Genomic DNA, 17,343 nt, shown 5'->3' with positions numbered 1-17,343 from the left:
AGACACTCACTGGTTCAGCAGCGGGACACTGCTTGCCCGCCGCATCCTGAAGATTCCGCTGATGAAAATGGTCGACCGGTGAAGGCCGGAGATCGCTTCGGTGTAGGTCCCGGCGACTTCCTCGTCACCCCACTCGGGGCGATCGAAGTTCTCCGGGTCTTCTTCGGCGAAGAACAGCTCCAGCTCCCGCGTCACCTCGTAGGCTTCCTGCTCGAAGTTCAGGTACTGGGCGTCGAGGTTGTCGTGATCCGGGTGGAAACGGTGCAGGAACGGATTGGTGGCGAAGTCGGGCTCGATCACGATGGTGCCGAACACCGCACCGCCGGGACCGAAACTGCCCGAGAGATCCAGTTCGTTGCCGGGAAAGTCGTAGGCGGCGGTACTCACCCGATTGCCCGCGGCCTCGCCACCGCGCTCGACCACGCCGGTGTAGTTGGGAATCAGCGTATCGTCGGTCAAAAGCACGAAACGTCCCGGCGTTTCGATGCGCGTGAACTCGGGATCGTCTTCGTCCGGGACGGCCTCGCCCTCCTCCCACATCAGGATGACCTCGTTGAGAAGCCGGACATTTCCGGCGGCATCGACGTGCATCATGATGCGCAGCGGGAACTCGCTGCCGGTCGGCACCGGAACCACGCCGCCCTGTTGCGCCATGCTGACGCTGTCGATCGAGGCAACGCCCACCCACAGCCCGGCGTAGCGCGGGTCGGTTGACTGTCGATCCTCGGTCTTGCCGTCGGCACTGGATTGCATGGCCGACCGCGCCCGCTGCGTCTCGCTTTCACTCGGCGCCAGGGACTCCACACCGACGTGGAGCAGACGGCGCGCGCCCAGCCCGTTGGTGAATTCCAGGATCTGGCTGGCCTGCGGAGTAAATAGCCCGGCCCGGTTGACGCCCAGGCCCAGGATCTCGCCCGAATCCAGTTCGACGGACAGCATGGTCTCTTCTTCCAGCGTCGGCCAGAACACCTCGCGGGTTACCTCGTCATGGCGCTCCAGCGCGAGGGGAACCGGATTGTCCGCGGGCAGCTTGCGGATGCGAACCTGGTTGTTGAGACCCGAAGAATTGTTCAGCAGCACAGTCTCGCGCGACAGCGAGCGATTAAAGTCAACGCGATCACCGAACTCGAGCGAGATCGGCATCGGCCCCTGGTAATTCGAACGACCCTCCGTGTAAACCCAGTAGGCTTCCCCGCTACGGATCGACTCGATGGCCGGCTGCGTCACTTCCTCCCATTCGCCATCGTCGCCGAGGCGGAAGATGGGCCCTGCCTGGTGCGCATCGGAACCGGCAAACCAGTTCTGGAAGGTCGGTTCGTTGCCCGGTTCGACATGGAAGCCGGTGAACTGGAAATCGTCGGGCCGCCAGCTCTGGCGACGCAGAACCGGCCGTCCCGTGATGGTGAGTTCGCGCGACTCGTTGCCGAGCAGCCGGACCAGGTAGGCCTGGTTGGGCGAAATAGTGAACAGGTTGGTAAGAATGCTCTCGGGGCGATGCGACGGAAAGTAGCCGTACCAGCCATCGATGGTGAGCAGGTCTTCGTCCGGGTCCTGGATGAAAGCGACCGGCCTGTCGTCCGGCAACCAGCGCCAGACGCTGGCGACCGGCAAGCCCGCAAAGACTTGCTCGATGGCATCGTTCTCGGGCTGCAGTTCGACGTAAATGGCGTTCCAGCCCGGCTGCAGCTCGATCGTCTGCTCGGTGGTCGCCGCGTTCAGGTCCTTCGGCAGCAGCGCGCAAAGCAGCACGCCGAGGCCGATGGCGAAAGTGTGCATCGGTCGCATGGCAATACTCATGATTTGTCGGTTTCCGGGTCGGCTTCGGCCGGCATTGCCGGGGGCAGTCGCTCTGCGTCCGAATCCTCGCGCTCGGGCGGAATGCTGTCCGGCGGCGGAATCTCGGCCAGCAGTTCCTGCTCGATCTCGACCTGGTGCGACTGGCGAACCCGCTCGACGAAGCCACTTTCGAAGCGCTGCGCTCGCTCGCGGTTGATGCGGTGGCGAATGCCGTCGGCGACCTGCTCGAGCGGGGTGACACGACCCGGTTCGAGTTCGGCCAGGCGCAGAATGTAGTAGCCGGAGGCGGTCGTCACGACCGGACTGATCTCGCCGGTTTCCTCGAGCGCGAAGGCCGCATCGATCACTTCCTCGTCCCAGCGGTAGCGCTGCTGGGACTGATCGACCAGCCAGCCGACCACGCCGCCCTGGTAGCGGCTGCTGCGATCGTCGGAATACTCGACCGCGACCTCCCCGAAATGGGTGGTCTCCGTCGGCAGCTGTTCGGCGGCCTGGCGAGCTTCCTCGATTCGCATGCGGGCCTGCTCGGCATCCTCCTCGGCCCCGCCCGGTCGGTCGACGCGGAGCATCGCGATGCGACGACGCTCGGGACGGGTAAACGTGTCGATGTGCTCCCGGTAGTAAGCCTCGACGTCGGCGTCACTGATGGGCGCTTCGGCGAGCTCTGTTTCCATTTCCTGCTGGCGCAGCCGCTGAACGATCATGCGCTCGACCAGGCGCCGGAACTCTGGATCCTCGGTCACGCCCGTGGCCCTTGCCTCGGCCAGGAGTGCCTGCCACTCGATCATCTCCTCGAGCAACTGCGCGCGGCGTTCCTCGCTGGCGTAGTAGCCGGGACGGCGGCTGTTGCGGACTTCGAGTTCGTGCGTGAACTCTCCGACGGTGATGGCGTCGTTGCCGACCCGGGCGAGCACCCGGTCTTCCTCGGCCACGCCCTCGTCGCCGTTGCAGCCGACCAGCAGGATCGCCGCGGTCAGCATGAGCAGGGTGATACGGCGGCCGTTCATGATTCATCCTCCGATTGACTGTTCGCTTCTTCCGGTTCGAAGCGGTCGCTGAATATGAGATGGCGATCGAGCACGGTGACTGCCGTCGCGAGGTTGTTGCTGTCGTCGGGGTCGTCAGCTCCGCTGGTCGCGCTGACCTCGTTGACGATCAGTTCATCGGTGCCGAGCGCGACGCCGTCAATCACCTGGCCCGTGACCTCGAAGCTCAGCGAGGCACCGGCGGGCAGATCGACGGTGAAATCGATATCGCCGCTGCCGGAGGCCGAGGGACAGCTGGCGCCGGAGGCAGCCGCGCAGTCCCAGGCGACGTTCTCGAGCGCTGTGGGCATCACGTCGACGATCGCGGTCGACGCCGCCGCACCCGGCCCGTCGTTGACGATCAGGACCTGGTAGGTCAGCAGGTCGCCCCACATCGCGCGGTCGCGATCGACGGTCTTGGTCACGACCAGATCGGCCAGCGATTCGACGATCATCACGGACGCGGTAGCCATGTTGTTGCCCGGCTCGGGATCGCCGACCTCGGTACCGAGGGGCTGCGCCTCGGCCGAGGCGATGACTTCCCCGGGCACGGCGTCGCCGGCGACGTTCGCCTCGACCAGGAAGGTCAGCACACCATCGGCCGGCAACGGCGTGACCAGGTCGATCAGGCCGCTGCCACTCGCGACCGGACAGGTCGCCGGCGCCTGGGCGCTGCAGCTCCAGCCCTGGGCCGACAGGGGCGCGGGTAATTGATCGGAAAGTGCGACCCCGGGGGCGTCGCTGGGGCCGATGTTCTCGACCGTGATCTCGAACTCGATCGTGCCGCCGGGCACGGCTTCCGCCGCGAGGGCCGTCATGCCGACCACGACGTCGGCGGCCGCGCTCACGCTGGCGGTGACCGAGTCGACGTTGCTGCCGGCATCGGGATCAGAAGCATCGGCCGACGGGGCGACTTCCGCCACGTTTTCCAGCTGTCCGATCAGGTCGGGGGCGATTCGGCCCGTGACCAGGAAGAGCAGACGCTCGTCGACCAGCAGGTCGACCGTCTCGAACAGGTCACCGCTGCCCTGGGCCGCGCAGTCGGACCCGGCCGAATCGGCCGGAATCGTCTGACAGGTCCAGTCTGCGTCGAGCAGGTCGTCCGGCAGATCATCGATCACTTCCGCGGCAAAGGCGTGGGAAGGCCCGAGATTGCTCACGTCGAGCACATAGGTGACATCGTTGCCCGCCACCAGCGAGCCGCTGTCGCCGTCGATGCGCTTGTCGATGGTCAGGTCGGTGACAACCTCGATCGTCCCGCCGGCGGTGTCTACCTGATCGCCTGGACTGAGGGCCGCATAGCCGGCCGGCAATTCGGCGCTGGCGGTATTCTCGAGCTCGCCGCGGGCACCAGGATGCACCAACGCGTCGACGGTGTAGCGAAGGCTCGCGCCAGCGGCCAGGTCGATCTGATCGAAGAGACTGTCGGCCTGCAGCGTGTCGATACCGCAGTAGCCCTCGGGCCGCCGCAACAGGTTGACGACACTGCCCGACTGGTAATCGCTGGTCGCCAGCAGATGCCCGCCCTCGGGAGCGATGACCAGGCGCCTGAGTCCGGCGATTTCCGGCAACGCAAGCTTCTCGATGCGCTCGATCTCGCCACTGCTCCAGTCGCGGTCGAAGATACTGATGACGCCGTCGTTGCGCGCCGACAAGTACAGATGCTCACCATCCGGGCTCAGCGATACCGCGTTGGCACCGTCCAGGTCGTCCATGCCGCCGAATCCGTCGCGGTAGTGCTCTGCAAGAACGAGCTCGCCGCTGTCGGCGTCGCGCTCGAACAGCGTGACCGAATCATCGGCCAGGGCGGCAGCGTAGAGATACTGCCCCTGGGCGCTGACGGCAATCGACTGGACCAGGCCGAGCCCCGTGACCGTAACGTCTCCCTGGACATCGCCGTTGCGCAGTCGACCGCTGTAGGCGAGCGTGCCGTCAGCGTTGCGCTCGAAGATCGCCAGGCCGTTGTGCATGGACGCGGCGGCGTAGACGAAACGCTGGTCCGGCGAAATGGCCAGGTCGATCACGCCATCGAGCAGATTGTTCGGCAGCCCGATGCCGCTGCGACGCGACTCCAGCCAATCGAGTCCGCCGGTCATGCGGTCGCGCTCGAGCACCGTAACGGCACTCGAGTCGCGCGCGGCCACGTAGAGCAGATCGCCCCGGGCGTCGGCAAGCAAGCGCGCGGGCCGCTTGAGCGACAGCCCCGTGCTGTCGCCGTCGGCGAGCCGGCCGGCGAACCGCAGCTCACCCGCCTCGGCGTCGATCTCGAACCAGGAAACGGCATCGCCCTCGGCGGCCGTGACGTAGATAAAGTCATTGTCCGGCGCGATCCACAGGTCACCGGCGCCTTCCAGGCCAGTGACCTCGCCGACGGGATCGCCGTCCTCATCCTCGATGACGTCGCCCTGTGCGATGGTCGCCACCTGCGTCAGCCAGCCGTTCGATGGATTGCGGCTGTAGAGCGTGAGCGTTCCGGCGCTGGCGCCGGTCGCCGCCGCCCACTGCCCGTCGGATGAGAACACGGCGCCCGAAGCACCCTGGAGCAGGGGCTCGGAAAGCGTCTGGGAAACCGCGAGCTGGGAGGTGCCCTCGCAGAACCAGGATGCCGAGCCGGCGACGATGCCCGGCGCACCCGGCGCCGGCTGATCGCCGGGCAATGCGGGCAGTTCGTCGCTGACGTCCAGTCCCCAAACGGTGCCGGGGCCGTGATTCGTGATGTCGATGGTCCAGGTCACCGGCTCGCCGGCAACCACCGGATCGGTCTGCAAGGTCTTCTCGACCGCGAGCGCCGCCTCGGCCACGATCGTAGCGGGCGCCACCGCCAGGTTGTTCGCGCGCTCGGGATCGAGCAGGCCCTCACCCGGGGTGACGCCAGCCTCGGTCACCAGGTCCCCGCGCGCATTGGCGCCGACCCGGGCGGTAATGTCGTAGATCACTTCGCCGCCGGACTCGAGGCTGACCGAGTCGACCACCAGGCCGCTTCCGGTACGACCGCAGCGCGACCCCCCGAGCACTTCGAAATGATCGATCGCCTCGCCGGCTCCGCCGAGCAGGTAGACATGCCCGCCGAGGGGAGCAGTCGCCAGACCGACAGCCTGGGTCGCGTCGGCCACGGCGGAGCCGTCGAAACGACCCAGGAACTGCATGCCCTCCAGCCCGGGCGAACCGAAGGCGGAAACGCTGCGCAGGCTCTCATCCGGACTTGTTCCGACCACGTAGAGCTGCTCGTCACCGCTATTAAGCGCAAGTGCGGAGGACTGAGCCAGGCCCTCGATCGCGACAGCCGGATCGCCGATAAGATCGCCGTCGACCAGCACGCTGGCAGGCCGGACAACCGTGTCGGAAAGCCGCTCGAAAACGACAAGCGCGTGTTCGGAACCATCCCGCGAGAGCGCGTAGATCGTCTCGCCGTCCTGCGCGACGGCCAGTGAGCGGACCCCGGCAAGCCCGGTGAGGGGATAACTGTCATCACCGTCGACCACCGTCTCGCCGTCGACGAAAACCGGCCCGTTCTCGAGCGAACCATCGCCGAGCAGGCCGAACTGAACCATGGCGTCGCTGCCGCGTGCGGCAACCAGCAGCCGGGTTCCTCCGGCGCCGATCTGCACGTCCACGGGGTCGACCAGGCCGGATACGCCGTCGATGCCGTTGCGGCGAACCTGGACCGGGTCGAGCGCGCCGCTGGCCGGATCACGCTCGAGGACGCTGATTGCATCGTCGAGCGAGGCCGCCACGTAAAGCTGCTCGCCATCGGCGCCCATCGCGAGCGCCCGCGGGCCCGCCAGCGCGTCGGAATCGATGCCATCGCGCACGAGCCCGACATAGCTCAGGGCGCCGTCGAAGGCATCGCGAGAGAACACCGCCACGGCGTCGTCACCGTAGCCGGCGACGTAGAGATGCGCGCCGTCGGGGCTGAGCAGCAGCGACCGGGCATCGCCGAGTCCGTCGACGACAAGTGGGTCGCCCTGGGGATCGGTCGCGTCGTCGAGATTCTCGATCACCTGCTGGGGCTGCAGCGAGCCGCTGAGGCCGTCGCGGGAGAACATCGCCACGGCGGATGTGCCGGTATCGGTGTCGCCGACGGCATACACATGGCGGCCGTCGGAACTGACCACGGCGGCGCGGTAGGCGGCCAACTCGGGCGGCGGCGCCGGGCGCGGATCGAGCCGGCCCGGCTCGCGGTCGGCCGAACAGGACCAGGACTCGACCGAGAAGGCCTCCGGCGGCAGGTGAATCACATCGGCCTCACGCGCGTTGCTGGAACCGAGGTTGCTCACCCGCAGTCGGTATTCGATCTCGGACCCGGCCTGAATCTGGGCCGGCAGATCCTCGATCGAAACGGCCAGATCGGCGACGGCGCGAACGACGGTATCGTCGTCGCGCGCGGTGTTGCTGTCCGGATCCAGATCGACCACGCCAGACGGCAGTGAAACAACCGCTTCATTCACGGCGGTGCCGCTCGCATCCGGCCGCATCAATGCATCGGCGAAGAAGCGCACGGTGTCGCCGGCGCCGACGCTGATGTCGGCCTCGATATTGCCGGTGCCGCCGGCGACCGGGCAGCTGCTCGACGGCGAGGAAATCTCGCAGCTCCAGTCCACCGATTCGAACTGCGTCGGGAACTGATCGGACAAGCGCGCGTTGACGACGCGGCTCGGACCTCGGTTGTGCACGGTGATGACGTATTCGACCAGGTCGCCGGGGACGGCCCCGCCCTGCCCTTCGATCAAGGCCCCCTCGAAGGCCAGCGCATCGGCGTCGATCCCGATGCTGGCAACCGCGCCGGGCGAAGCGCTCGCGGCCAGGATCCGGCCGGCGCCCGCGGCGGCAACCGCGCGCGACCCGGCAAGCCCGGCAATCGGGCCGGCTGAACCGCTTCCGCCGTCAACCAGCCAGTCGAGGAAGGTCAGCGCCTGGCTGTCGGGGTCACGCTGATAGAGCGCGACCGAATTGCTTGCCGGTGAGGTGGCGGCGAGCAGATCGTCGTCGAGCAGCGCCAGATCGCTGACTTCGGCCAGACCCTGGGCGCCGTCTTCACCGTCGGTACTGCGGCCGGCAAAACTCAGGCGCCCGAACAGCTCGTTGTCCGAGTCGTCTTCGCGGTCGAACCAGACCAGGGAGTCGTTGTCGCTTCCGGCGGCGTAGACGGCACGACCGTCGGCGCTCGCGCGCACACGGGTCACGCCGGCCAGGCCCGAAACACCGCCTGAAAGATTTCGCCTTGATTGCAGCCAGCTGAGCTCGCCATGACCGGCAGTGTCGGAATCGTGGTTGCGGCGAAAGACCACGATCGCATCGCTGTCCTCGGCCGCCACGTAGACGTGACGCCCGTCCGCTGAAAGGGCGAGGTCGACCGGTGCGAGCATGTCCTGGACGTCGCCGGTGCCGTTCTGCAGGCTCTGCCGGAAGGCCAGCCGGCCGAAATCGGGATCGGCGGTGTCGTGCACGCGATCGAAAACGACGATGGCGTTGCTGTTGCTGCCGACGACGTAGAGGTGTTCACCCCCGGCACTCATGGCCAGGCCTTCGGTTCCCGAAATCTCGCTGACACCCCCGGTGTTGTTGCTGTAGACCGCCAGCACCGACAGCGCGCCGCTTTCCACGTCCCTCTCGAAGGCGACGACCGCGCTGTCGAGCCGGGACGTGGCATACAGGTGCCGTCCGTCGGGTGATACGAGAACGTGACCGATTCCGGTCAGGGCCGAAACCCCGTCTTCGCCGTTGACCAGGTAGTCGAGGAAGGTCAGCGGGTAGTCCCCCGTGGGGCCGCCTTCGTCGGGCTCGAGCGAATAGATGCCGATACCGGGTTCGCCGGGTGCGGCCACGTAGGCGTGGGCGTTGCCCACCTCGGTAACCGCGATCGATCGGGCGCCTGCCAGGCCGCGGAAAGCCGCCAGCCCGTCCGTCTTGGTCACGACCAGGTCGGCCGCGCGGTCGAGGAAGCTGGCGTCGCTGTCGCGCCAGGGGCTCTCGTCGCCGGGTGCATCCGGCTGCTCGTCCTGGTCGAGGGTGATCTCGGCGCGGTTGATCACGCACAGCCGCTCGGGATCGAGCGATTCCGGACAGGGCTTTCCGACGGCGTCCGAACGCACGTCGACGGCCAGGTCGATCAGGATCGAGCCGCCAGCGGCGATGTCGGCATCGAGCACCACGTTGCCGCTGCCCGAATCGATCTCGCAGCGGCTCGGAGCGCTGCGCACCAGGCGCGTGACCGCGCTGTCGGCGAGTGCCCCGGCGAACAGGGTCTCACCGCTGCCGTCGAATGCCATGCTGGACACGCCGGCCAGGTCGGCACGATCGCCCGAAGCCCGGTACCGGGTGAGGAAACTGACCTCGCCGGTCTGGCGATCGCGGCCGAATGCCAGCAGCGAATTGCTACCGAAGGCAGCCACGTAGAGACTGCCCCCGTCGGCGCTGACGGCCACGGCCCTGGGGCTGTTGATCACGCCGAGGGCTTCGGCGTCGATCCGCTGCACGATGCCACTGGCGATACGCCCGAACTGCGCCTCGCCCGGCTCGTTGATGCGGTCGAAGACGACGAGCGCGTTGTCGTCCCGGCCGACGGCGTAGATGTGGTTGCCGCCGGCGTCCATTGCGATATCCGCGATACCCACCAGTCCCGGCGTGCCGGGCGAGCTTCGAGTCTGCAGATGGGTGAGCGTGCCGTCACTCTCGCGGCGGAAGACCGACAGCGCGGAATCATTGGTGCCGGCCGCGTAGAGGTAGTCGGCTTCGTCGACCGTCGGCGGGGCGAAGCGCAGGCCGCTGACGCCACCCAGACCGTTCTGCGGGGTCCGTTCGATCACCTCGACGGGGGCGAGACTGCCGTCGCCGGAATCGACGCTGAAAACGTGGATCGCGCCAGAACCGGAGGAGGCCGCATAAAGGTGCTCGCCGTCGGGCGACAGGGTCAGGGAGACCGGCTGGTTGATCGGCTCCAAACCGGCCAGCTGCGGGCCCCACTGCCCGACCAGGCGCAGCTCACCGAAGGACTCGTCCTGCGGGTCCACGGCCGTGTACACCTCGAAAACCGAGATGCGATCGTCGACCTGGCTCGAAACGTAAATGAAGCGCCCACCGGCTCCAACCGCCAGTCCGCGTGCACCGCGCAAGCCGGAGAGCGTCACGCTATCGCCGTTGCCATCAACGATGGATGCGCCTTGGTCGACGACGCTTTCGACCGTCATCTCGCCGCTGCCTTCATCGATCTCGAGGACGACCAGCGAGTTGCCCAGGACACCGGTGGCATAGACTCGCGCCGCCAGCAGGTCGTCGGGCGGCGGCGACCAGGCCACGCTGGCCGCGCCGGACAACGCAGGCAGCTGGTTGCCCTCGCGGCTGATGGCTTCGGCCGGCTCGAGCAGGCCCGCGCCCACGGCCCGGCATGACCAGCTCGCGCTGTCGATATCGAAGTCCGCGGCCGCGTCGGGGTCGAGAATGTCGCTGATGCCGACTCCGAGCGCGCTGCTCGGGCCGGTGTTGTCGATTGCAATGCGATAGGTCTGGCGCTCGCCGGCGGTCACCGACAGGCGATCGTTGGTCTTGCTCACCGAAAGCTCGCTGAAGGGCTTGAGTTCAACCGGATCGGTCGTGAACGAGGTCTGGTTGCCGGTGTTGTCCACGTCGTCGGCGACGGAAATCGAGGCTTCGTTGCTCAGCGTCCCGGTCGCACCCGGCGCCACGGTGCCGGTGATGAAAAAGCGCACCGTACCGTTGGCCGCCAGGAAGACTTCCTCGGAAATGTTTCCGGATCCGGCCGCGGCGCAGCTCGAGCCGGCGCGGCGCACGAACGCGGCCACGCTCTGGGATCCCAGCGACGCCGTGTAGATGTTGCGGCGCGCGCCGTCCGAGACGGCCAGGCCATAGGGCGAAGACAGACCGATCACGCCTCGGACGCCTTGACGACGAATTTCCAACGGCGTCAATCGGCCGAACTGGGCGCCGCCGACGCTGGTATTGCGGTCGAGGATGACGAGCGCGTTGTCCAGCTCCGAAACCACGTAAACGCGGTCGTTGTCGGGGTCGACGACGATGTCGCGCGGACCGCGCAGCGCATCTGCGCCGTCGCTGCCGTCGATCACCACGGAATGGAAGCTCACCCGCCCGAACAAGTCCGGAATGCTGGCGTCGGTTGCGCGATCGAGCACGGTAACGGCATCACCGTCGAGGGAGGTGACCAGCACGTGCTCGCTGCCGCCGTCATCGCGCGAGACGGCAATCCCGGTCGGGCTGGTCAGAACCGCCCCATCGGTACCGTCGAAGAAGCTCTGCCGGAAAACCAGCTCGTCGCCGTCGATATCGAAGACCACCACGGCATCGGATTGCCTGGCGGCCACGTACAGTTGCCGGCCGTCGGTGGACACCGCCAGCGCGTTGGCGCCAAGCATGCCGCTGGCCCCGTCGATACCGTCGCCGGCGACGCCCAGGGGTTCGAGCGTGCCGTCGGCTTCGTCGCGCCGGAAGATGCTCACGCTGTGGTCAAAACGGCTGGCCACGTAGACATGGGTCCCGGCGGGGTTGATCGCGACCGCCGCCGCACCGTCGAGCCCATCGGCATCGACATCGTCGAAAAAGGCTTGGACGAACTCGACCTCGGCGTCGGGTCCATCGGGATCGAGCTGGCGGAAATGCGCAATCGCGTGGTCGCGCTCACTCACGACGTAAATGTCTTCGTCGACCGACAGCACGTCGACCGCACCGTCGAGGCCCACCACACCCTCGCGATCGTCGCGCAGGGCCTGGCGGAACCGAAGATGCCGGCCGGGATCGGCGGCGGCGGGATCGCGCTCGAGCACGACCAGCGCACCGCTGTCACTCATGCTGCCGATCTGTCCGGACGCGGCAGTGTAGACGAACCGACCGTTGTCGCTGAGGCTCGCGGCGCGCGCGCCCAGCAAGCCCTCGGCCTCGGTATCGAAGCCGTCGTCCGCCTCGTCGAATACCGCTTCGAGGAATCCGAACGTCGGGTCGGGCGCCAGGCGACGGAAGACGCCCACCTGCCCCGGCTGCGCGGCGCTGAACACGTGCTGACCGTCGCTGCTGAAGGCCAGCCCGGCCACGCCGGCGACACCACCCTGCACCTCGGTGTCTTCGTCCGAGGGGTCGAAGAAGTCGCCCTGCCGCACCCGCTGCATCGGCACAAGGGTGCCGCTGAAGGGTTGGCGGCGAAATACCGCCACGGTATCGGCAGCGGCCGCGCCGGCGACCAGGTGCTCGCCGTCGCCGCTGACCGCCAGCGTCGCCAGGCCCGCCAGCGACTCGCTGCCGAACGGCGCATCGGCGTCGAAACTGTCGAGCGTCTGCGTTGACTCAAGCTCGCCCGTATCGGCATCGCGCCGGTAGACGTAGATCGCCCGATCGATGGCGGAACCGACATACAGGTTCTCGCCCTGGCCGTCCATCACCGCTGCATCGGCTGCGCCCGGTACCGCGTGGGCTTCGAGCACGTCGAGATCGCCGAAACCGACGCCGGTGGAATCGCTCCGGCGTTCGAACACCGTTGCGGTGGCGTTCCCGGCCTGTTCGTCCACGGTATCGAGCAGGATCGGCCGCTCAGGGCTGGCGTCGTCGAACACCTCGACGCGATCGATGAGCCATTGGGACGAATCGCTGTCGGCGGCGGCGCCCAGCCCCCAGCGGAGCAGGAAGCGGTCACCCGCGGCCAGCGCGCCGCCGAAGCGCAGGGTCACGGTCGTATTCTCTTCGCTACCCCAGGCGGCGCTTTGCCCGCACCAGCCGAAGCGGCCGGACAGCGGGTGACTGGCACCGGACTGCTGGCCGTCGTAGCCGTTGCCCACGAACTCGGCGCCGAATCCCTCGATATCGCTCCAGGACTCGCCGCCGTCGGTGGAAATCTCCAGCACGCCGACGTCGGCGCAGCCGCCGCCGGTTTCAAAGTCGTGGCGGTGATCGAAAGCCAGGCGCAACTCGCCGGACAGGTCGGGAACGGTGACCGGGTTCGACGCCGTCAGCCAGCGCACGGGCGGCGGCTCGTCCTCCTCGACTTCCACCGTCGCGGCGACCGCGTAGCGCTGGCCGCCTTGACCGTCGTCGCCGGCCGCCCAGTAGGTCCCGCCGAAATCGGTGGTCGTGCCGCTGCCGGTCACGACGACGTGACGATCGTCGGGCGAAAGCGCGATATCGATGGGGCCCCACAGTCCGTCGAAGCCATCGGCGGCCAGATCGAATGCATCGATGCGACCCTGGAACTCGAGCGTGCCGGTGCCCGAATCGCGCCGGAACACGGTCACGGCCTGGTCGAGGAAGCCAAGGACATAGACATGCTCGCCGTCGGCGCTGACGGCGACATCCGAGGCACCATCCAGTCCGCTCACCGGGCCGTTGGCGTCACCCGGCTGCTGGCTGCCGTTACTGCGCGATTCGGCAAAGCTCAGGCGTCCGTAATCTTCCGATCCGCTGACATGCTCGCGCCGGAACACGGCGACGGCGTCGGCTTCCGAGGCCGCGACATACAGATGACGCGCATCCGGGCTGAATGTCATCCGCCCGGCCCCGCCCAGCCCCTCGACCGGCACACCGGCATCGTCCGGGTCCTCGACACCGTCCGCCTCGGTTTCGAGATGCAGCAGTTCACCGAAGTTGAAACCCGGAACGATATTGCGCTCGAAGACGGCGACGGCGGACGGCACCGTGCCGCCGTCCTGGCCACCGGGTCCGCCGGCAGCCGAAACGTAGACGTGGCGACCGTCGGGCGAGGCCAGTACGTCGCTTGCGGCCACCAGGTCGAAGCGCCCCAGGACGGCATCGAAGATCAGGTCGCCGGGGGTCGGCGTGGTCGCGTCGCAGGTCCAGGTGGCGTTATCCATGTCTTCGGGCAGCAGGTCCTCGACCACCACCGGAACATCGTCGGGACCCGCGTTGGTCACGGTGATCTCGAAACTGACTTCCTCACCCGGGGTGATGGAATCACCGGCCAGCGTGGCCTTGGTGATGTCGAGTTCGGCCGTGGCCGCCAGACGCGTCGTCAGCTGCACGCTCGCGCCCAGGGGATCGGGGTCCACCACGTCGGTGGGCGCCGCAATGCTGGCGGTATTGAGCAGGGTGCCGTCGGACTGGTTGACATCCACCGGCACGTAGAGATCGAACTGGAGTCGCGCACCAGGGGCCAGACCCACGGTCTGGCTCAGGGGACCGTCGCCGTCGGCGGCGGCCTGGCAACTGCCAGCGGCATAGCCACAACAGGTTTCGGCCAGGGGCTCGCCGGCATCGACGATGCTGCAATTCCAGGCGGCATCATCGGCCAGCAGGGCGTCATCGGCATCGAGCAGATCCTCGAGCAAGGCGCCGGAAGCGGCGCTGGGGCCGCGGTTGCCGGTCCGGATCGCATAGCGAGCCACCAGCTCGGTGCCCGCCGGCCAGTCGGTGTCGTCCGCTCCGATCTCGATCAACTCGACGCGCTCCTTGGTCAGCCACAGATCGGCACGGGCGCTCAATGCTTGGTTCAGGGTGTCGCTGAGTGCGTTCTCATCGAGCGCATCGACGCCGTCGGGCATGAGCAGCTCGATGCTGTTGGTGAGGTTTCCACCAGGATTCGAAGCCGGGTGGACTCGTCCGCCGGTGGTGAAGACCAGGCTCGAGCCGGCTCCGAGATCGACCACGTGGCCATCCAGGTCGCCCTCGATCCGCTCGGTGGGCTGGGTCACACCGCAAGACTGCTGCGACCCACCCGGGTTGCAGCAGGCGTTGCCCTCGGCGCTGCAGGACCAACCGATCTGTCCGGGCTCGAACCCGGCGTCGCCGGGCACCGCGTACTCGTCGAAGATATGCGCCAGTTGCGCGCCGCTGATATCGATCGGGCCCTGGTTGTGAATGGCAATCTCGAAGCTGTAGTCTTCTCCCGGAACGGCCTCATCCTGAATCACCGCATGCTCGACGTCGACGGCCGTGGCCACGATGATGCCGACGGATTCGATGTCGCTCAGCGTTTCCAAACCGTCGTCGAGGGTCGCCGTGTTGACCAAGGGCGAGTCATCGGTTGTTGCGCCGGCCTCGAGACGGGTGAAGACGGTCACGACCAGCTCCTGGCCGGCCGGCAGCGTGAGCGCACGGTCGACGATGTCACCGCTTTCCAGCCCCGAGGGCCGACTGATGCCGCAATCGGCCGACGCGGCCACGGCATAGGTCACCACAGCGCTGAGCGAGGGCTCGCTCAGGCCGTCGACCGGCTCGAGCGCGGCCGTGACGTAGAGGTTCTCTCCGCCGGGCTCACGCGCAATGCCGTTCGGAATCAGGATTTCGTCGTCGCCACCGGCGGTCGGCAGCGGCTCGGATCGACGCAGGATCAATTCACCGCTGTCCTCGGACCTGGCAAGCCGGCTGATCGCTCGATCCTCGCTTGCGATCACGAACAGCTCGTCGGGCCCGACGTAGATCATGCCGGCGATCCCGGCCAGCAACACCGGCGGCTGCTCGACCGCGATGATGGTGTTTCGCAGCGTCAGGCTGCCGTCGCCGGCCACCTCGAAAAGCACCAGCGCTGATCCACCGCCCGCGGCCAGCTCCCCACCGTCCGGGCTGAAGGCCAGCGCCTCGACGGCGATGTTCTCGCCTTCGGCCTCGACCGGCAGCGATGGCACGGCCAGGGGCGTGGCGACACCGCTGGAAGGATTGAGCCCGAAAGCCGTGATCGCTGAATCTCCCGGCGCTGCCGCATACAGTCTGTCGCCGTCCGGGGACAGGACAAGATCCGCGACACCGGCCAGCAGAACGCCGGCATTCTCGTCGCGATCGACGGTTTGCTCGAGCGTAAGGCCCTCGGAGTCGCGGGCGTAGACTTTGATGGCGTCGGCCTCGGCGTCGGCCAGGTAGACAAAGCGCCCGTCGGGACTGAACACCAGCGCCGTCACGGCCGACGGCCCCTCGACACGATCGAGCAGGGTCAACGCACCACTGGCCGGGTCGCGTTCGAAAAGCTGAAGCTCACCGGTCGTGCCGGTCTCGCCGGCGGCCAGCCAGGTGGCCGACGCCAGGAATCGGCCGTCGGCGGAGATGTCGAGCGCGCGGGGTCGGATCGGCTCTTGCTCGAGCGCACCGGCATCCGCGGCAAGGGTGCCGAAATCCCCGTTGCGCAGGGTCTCCCGATCGAACTTCGCCAGCGCATCGTCAAAGCGACCGGTGACATAGACGTGACGCCGGTCCGGGCTGACCGCCGGCTGCCAGGCGCCGCCGATGCCACTGGTCACCTGCGCGGTGTCGAGCACCTGCCGCTGTTCGGGCGACTCGCGCCAGCCGCAAGTCCAGCAAGGCTGCTCCGAGGACAGACCTTCGCAGCTGGCTGAATCCGAGACCAGCAAGCCATCGAACTCGTCGCCGAGCAGCGGACGGAGATCACCGACCAAGTCGCTCGGGCCGGTGTTACTCACGGCGATGTCGTACTGGAAAGCGAGGCCGGGAACGATCGGATCGTCGCTGGCCGTCTTGCTCAGCGACAGGTTCCAGTCGGCGACGATCGTGACGTCGGCGACGTCGCTCAGCACTTCGTTGCCCGAGACGGAATCCGGCGTCGTCGATTCGATCGAGGCGTCGCCCAGCGACACGTCCCCGGACATCTCGCCGGCCACCGGCGGATTACGCGGGGCACGCAGGGAGACCACCAGCGCCATCGAGTCCTCCGACGGCGCCAGCAAGTCGCGTCGACAGTCCAGCAGGCGGGAAGCCGTATTCAGGCGGCAATCCCAGCCGGGGCTGCTGGACACGAGCGAAACATCGTAAGGCAGGGGCGTCGCCAGACTCACGTCGCGGGCGCTGCTCGGCCCGTTGTTGATGAGCGTCACGCCGTAGTCGAACGTCGTCTCGGCAGTCACCGGCTCGGTCGGCAGCGAGCGCTCGATCAACTCGAGATCGGCATCGCGCACAACCTCGGTTTCGGCCGTGGCTTCCGAGACCACCTCCTCGACCTGTTCGGCAAACAGCCCGGCGGCGTTCTCGATCGTTTCCGCGTCCGCGTCCGGATCGACCGCGACCTCGACGGCAAGGGCAGTCTCGCCCTCGGGAAGATCGAGCATGTGCTCGCAGCTCAGCCTTTCGAACTCGATCGTCTCGGCCGTTTCCCCTTCCCCGATTTCTTCCTCGATCAGCTCGACAGTACAGTCAAAGTCGGTGTCGCCAGCCGTGACACCGACGAAGCTCAGCGCTTCGGGCAGATCATCGACAATGAAAACGTCGGCGAGCGTGTCGCCGGTGTCGTTGTCGATCGTGAATTCGTATTCAAAGCGCTCACCGGCGGTGACCTCGTCCGGCGCGGTCTTGGTGAGGGTTTGCGCGAGACCCGCCGTGGGGGCAAGAAGCCCCAGCAGCAGGGCGGCAGCGCAGGCGCGGACAGAAATCCCCGGACGAGCGGCACGAGGCCGGCATTCGCTGTATGACATGTTTCCCTCTGCGGTGCTGTAGGCTCACACGTCTCGACAGCGGAGTTCCCGCCCGGCTGTTGCTACGCGCGATTGTGACCGTTCCTACCCCCAGTAGCGTTCTTTCGCCGGGAAAATGTGACATGCGACAAGAA

At 67.3% G+C, this 17,343-nt stretch carries 3 protein-coding genes; all 3 read right to left on the bottom strand.

The features are described 5' to 3' along the window. Nucleotides 1-6 precede the first annotated feature (6 nt). Genes ACDC67_RS03765 through ACDC67_RS03755 form a run of 3 tightly spaced genes read right to left on the bottom strand, consistent with a single transcriptional unit; the run spans nt 7 to nt 17,209 of the window. The gene (locus ACDC67_RS03765; RefSeq protein WP_376690740.1) at nt 7-1,797 is read right to left on the bottom strand and encodes a hypothetical protein; all 1,791 of its coding nucleotides are present in this window, start codon (nt 1,795-1,797) and stop codon (nt 7-9) included. After that, nucleotides 1,794-2,804, bottom strand: a complete 1,011-nt coding sequence (locus ACDC67_RS03760; RefSeq protein ID WP_376690738.1) for a peptidylprolyl isomerase — start codon at nt 2,802-2,804, stop codon at nt 1,794-1,796. The genes ACDC67_RS03765 and ACDC67_RS03760 overlap by 4 nt, the downstream gene beginning before the upstream one ends. After that, nucleotides 2,801-17,209 (bottom strand): beta-propeller fold lactonase family protein, encoded by a 14,409-nt coding sequence (locus ACDC67_RS03755; RefSeq protein ID WP_376690737.1) that lies wholly within the window; start codon nt 17,207-17,209, stop codon nt 2,801-2,803. The genes ACDC67_RS03760 and ACDC67_RS03755 overlap by 4 nt, the downstream gene beginning before the upstream one ends. Nucleotides 17,210-17,343 lie beyond the last annotated feature (134 nt).

Source organism: Wenzhouxiangella indolica (genome assembly GCF_042310355.1).
GTDB lineage: Bacteria > Pseudomonadota > Gammaproteobacteria > Xanthomonadales > Wenzhouxiangellaceae > Wenzhouxiangella.
This window is presented reverse-complemented; position numbering and strand designations above follow the sequence as displayed.

What these genes read in the sequence shown, in the direction of transcription:
- ACDC67_RS03765 (WP_376690740.1), bottom strand. Translation starts at nt 1,797, where the DNA reads ATGAGTATTGCCATGCGACCGATGCACACTTTCGCCATCGGCCTCGGC.
- ACDC67_RS03755 (WP_376690737.1), bottom strand. Translation starts at nt 17,209, where the DNA reads ATGTCATACAGCGAATGCCGGCCTCGTGCCGCTCGTCCGGGGATTTCT.
- ACDC67_RS03760 (WP_376690738.1), bottom strand. Translation starts at nt 2,804, where the DNA reads ATGAACGGCCGCCGTATCACCCTGCTCATGCTGACCGCGGCGATCCTG.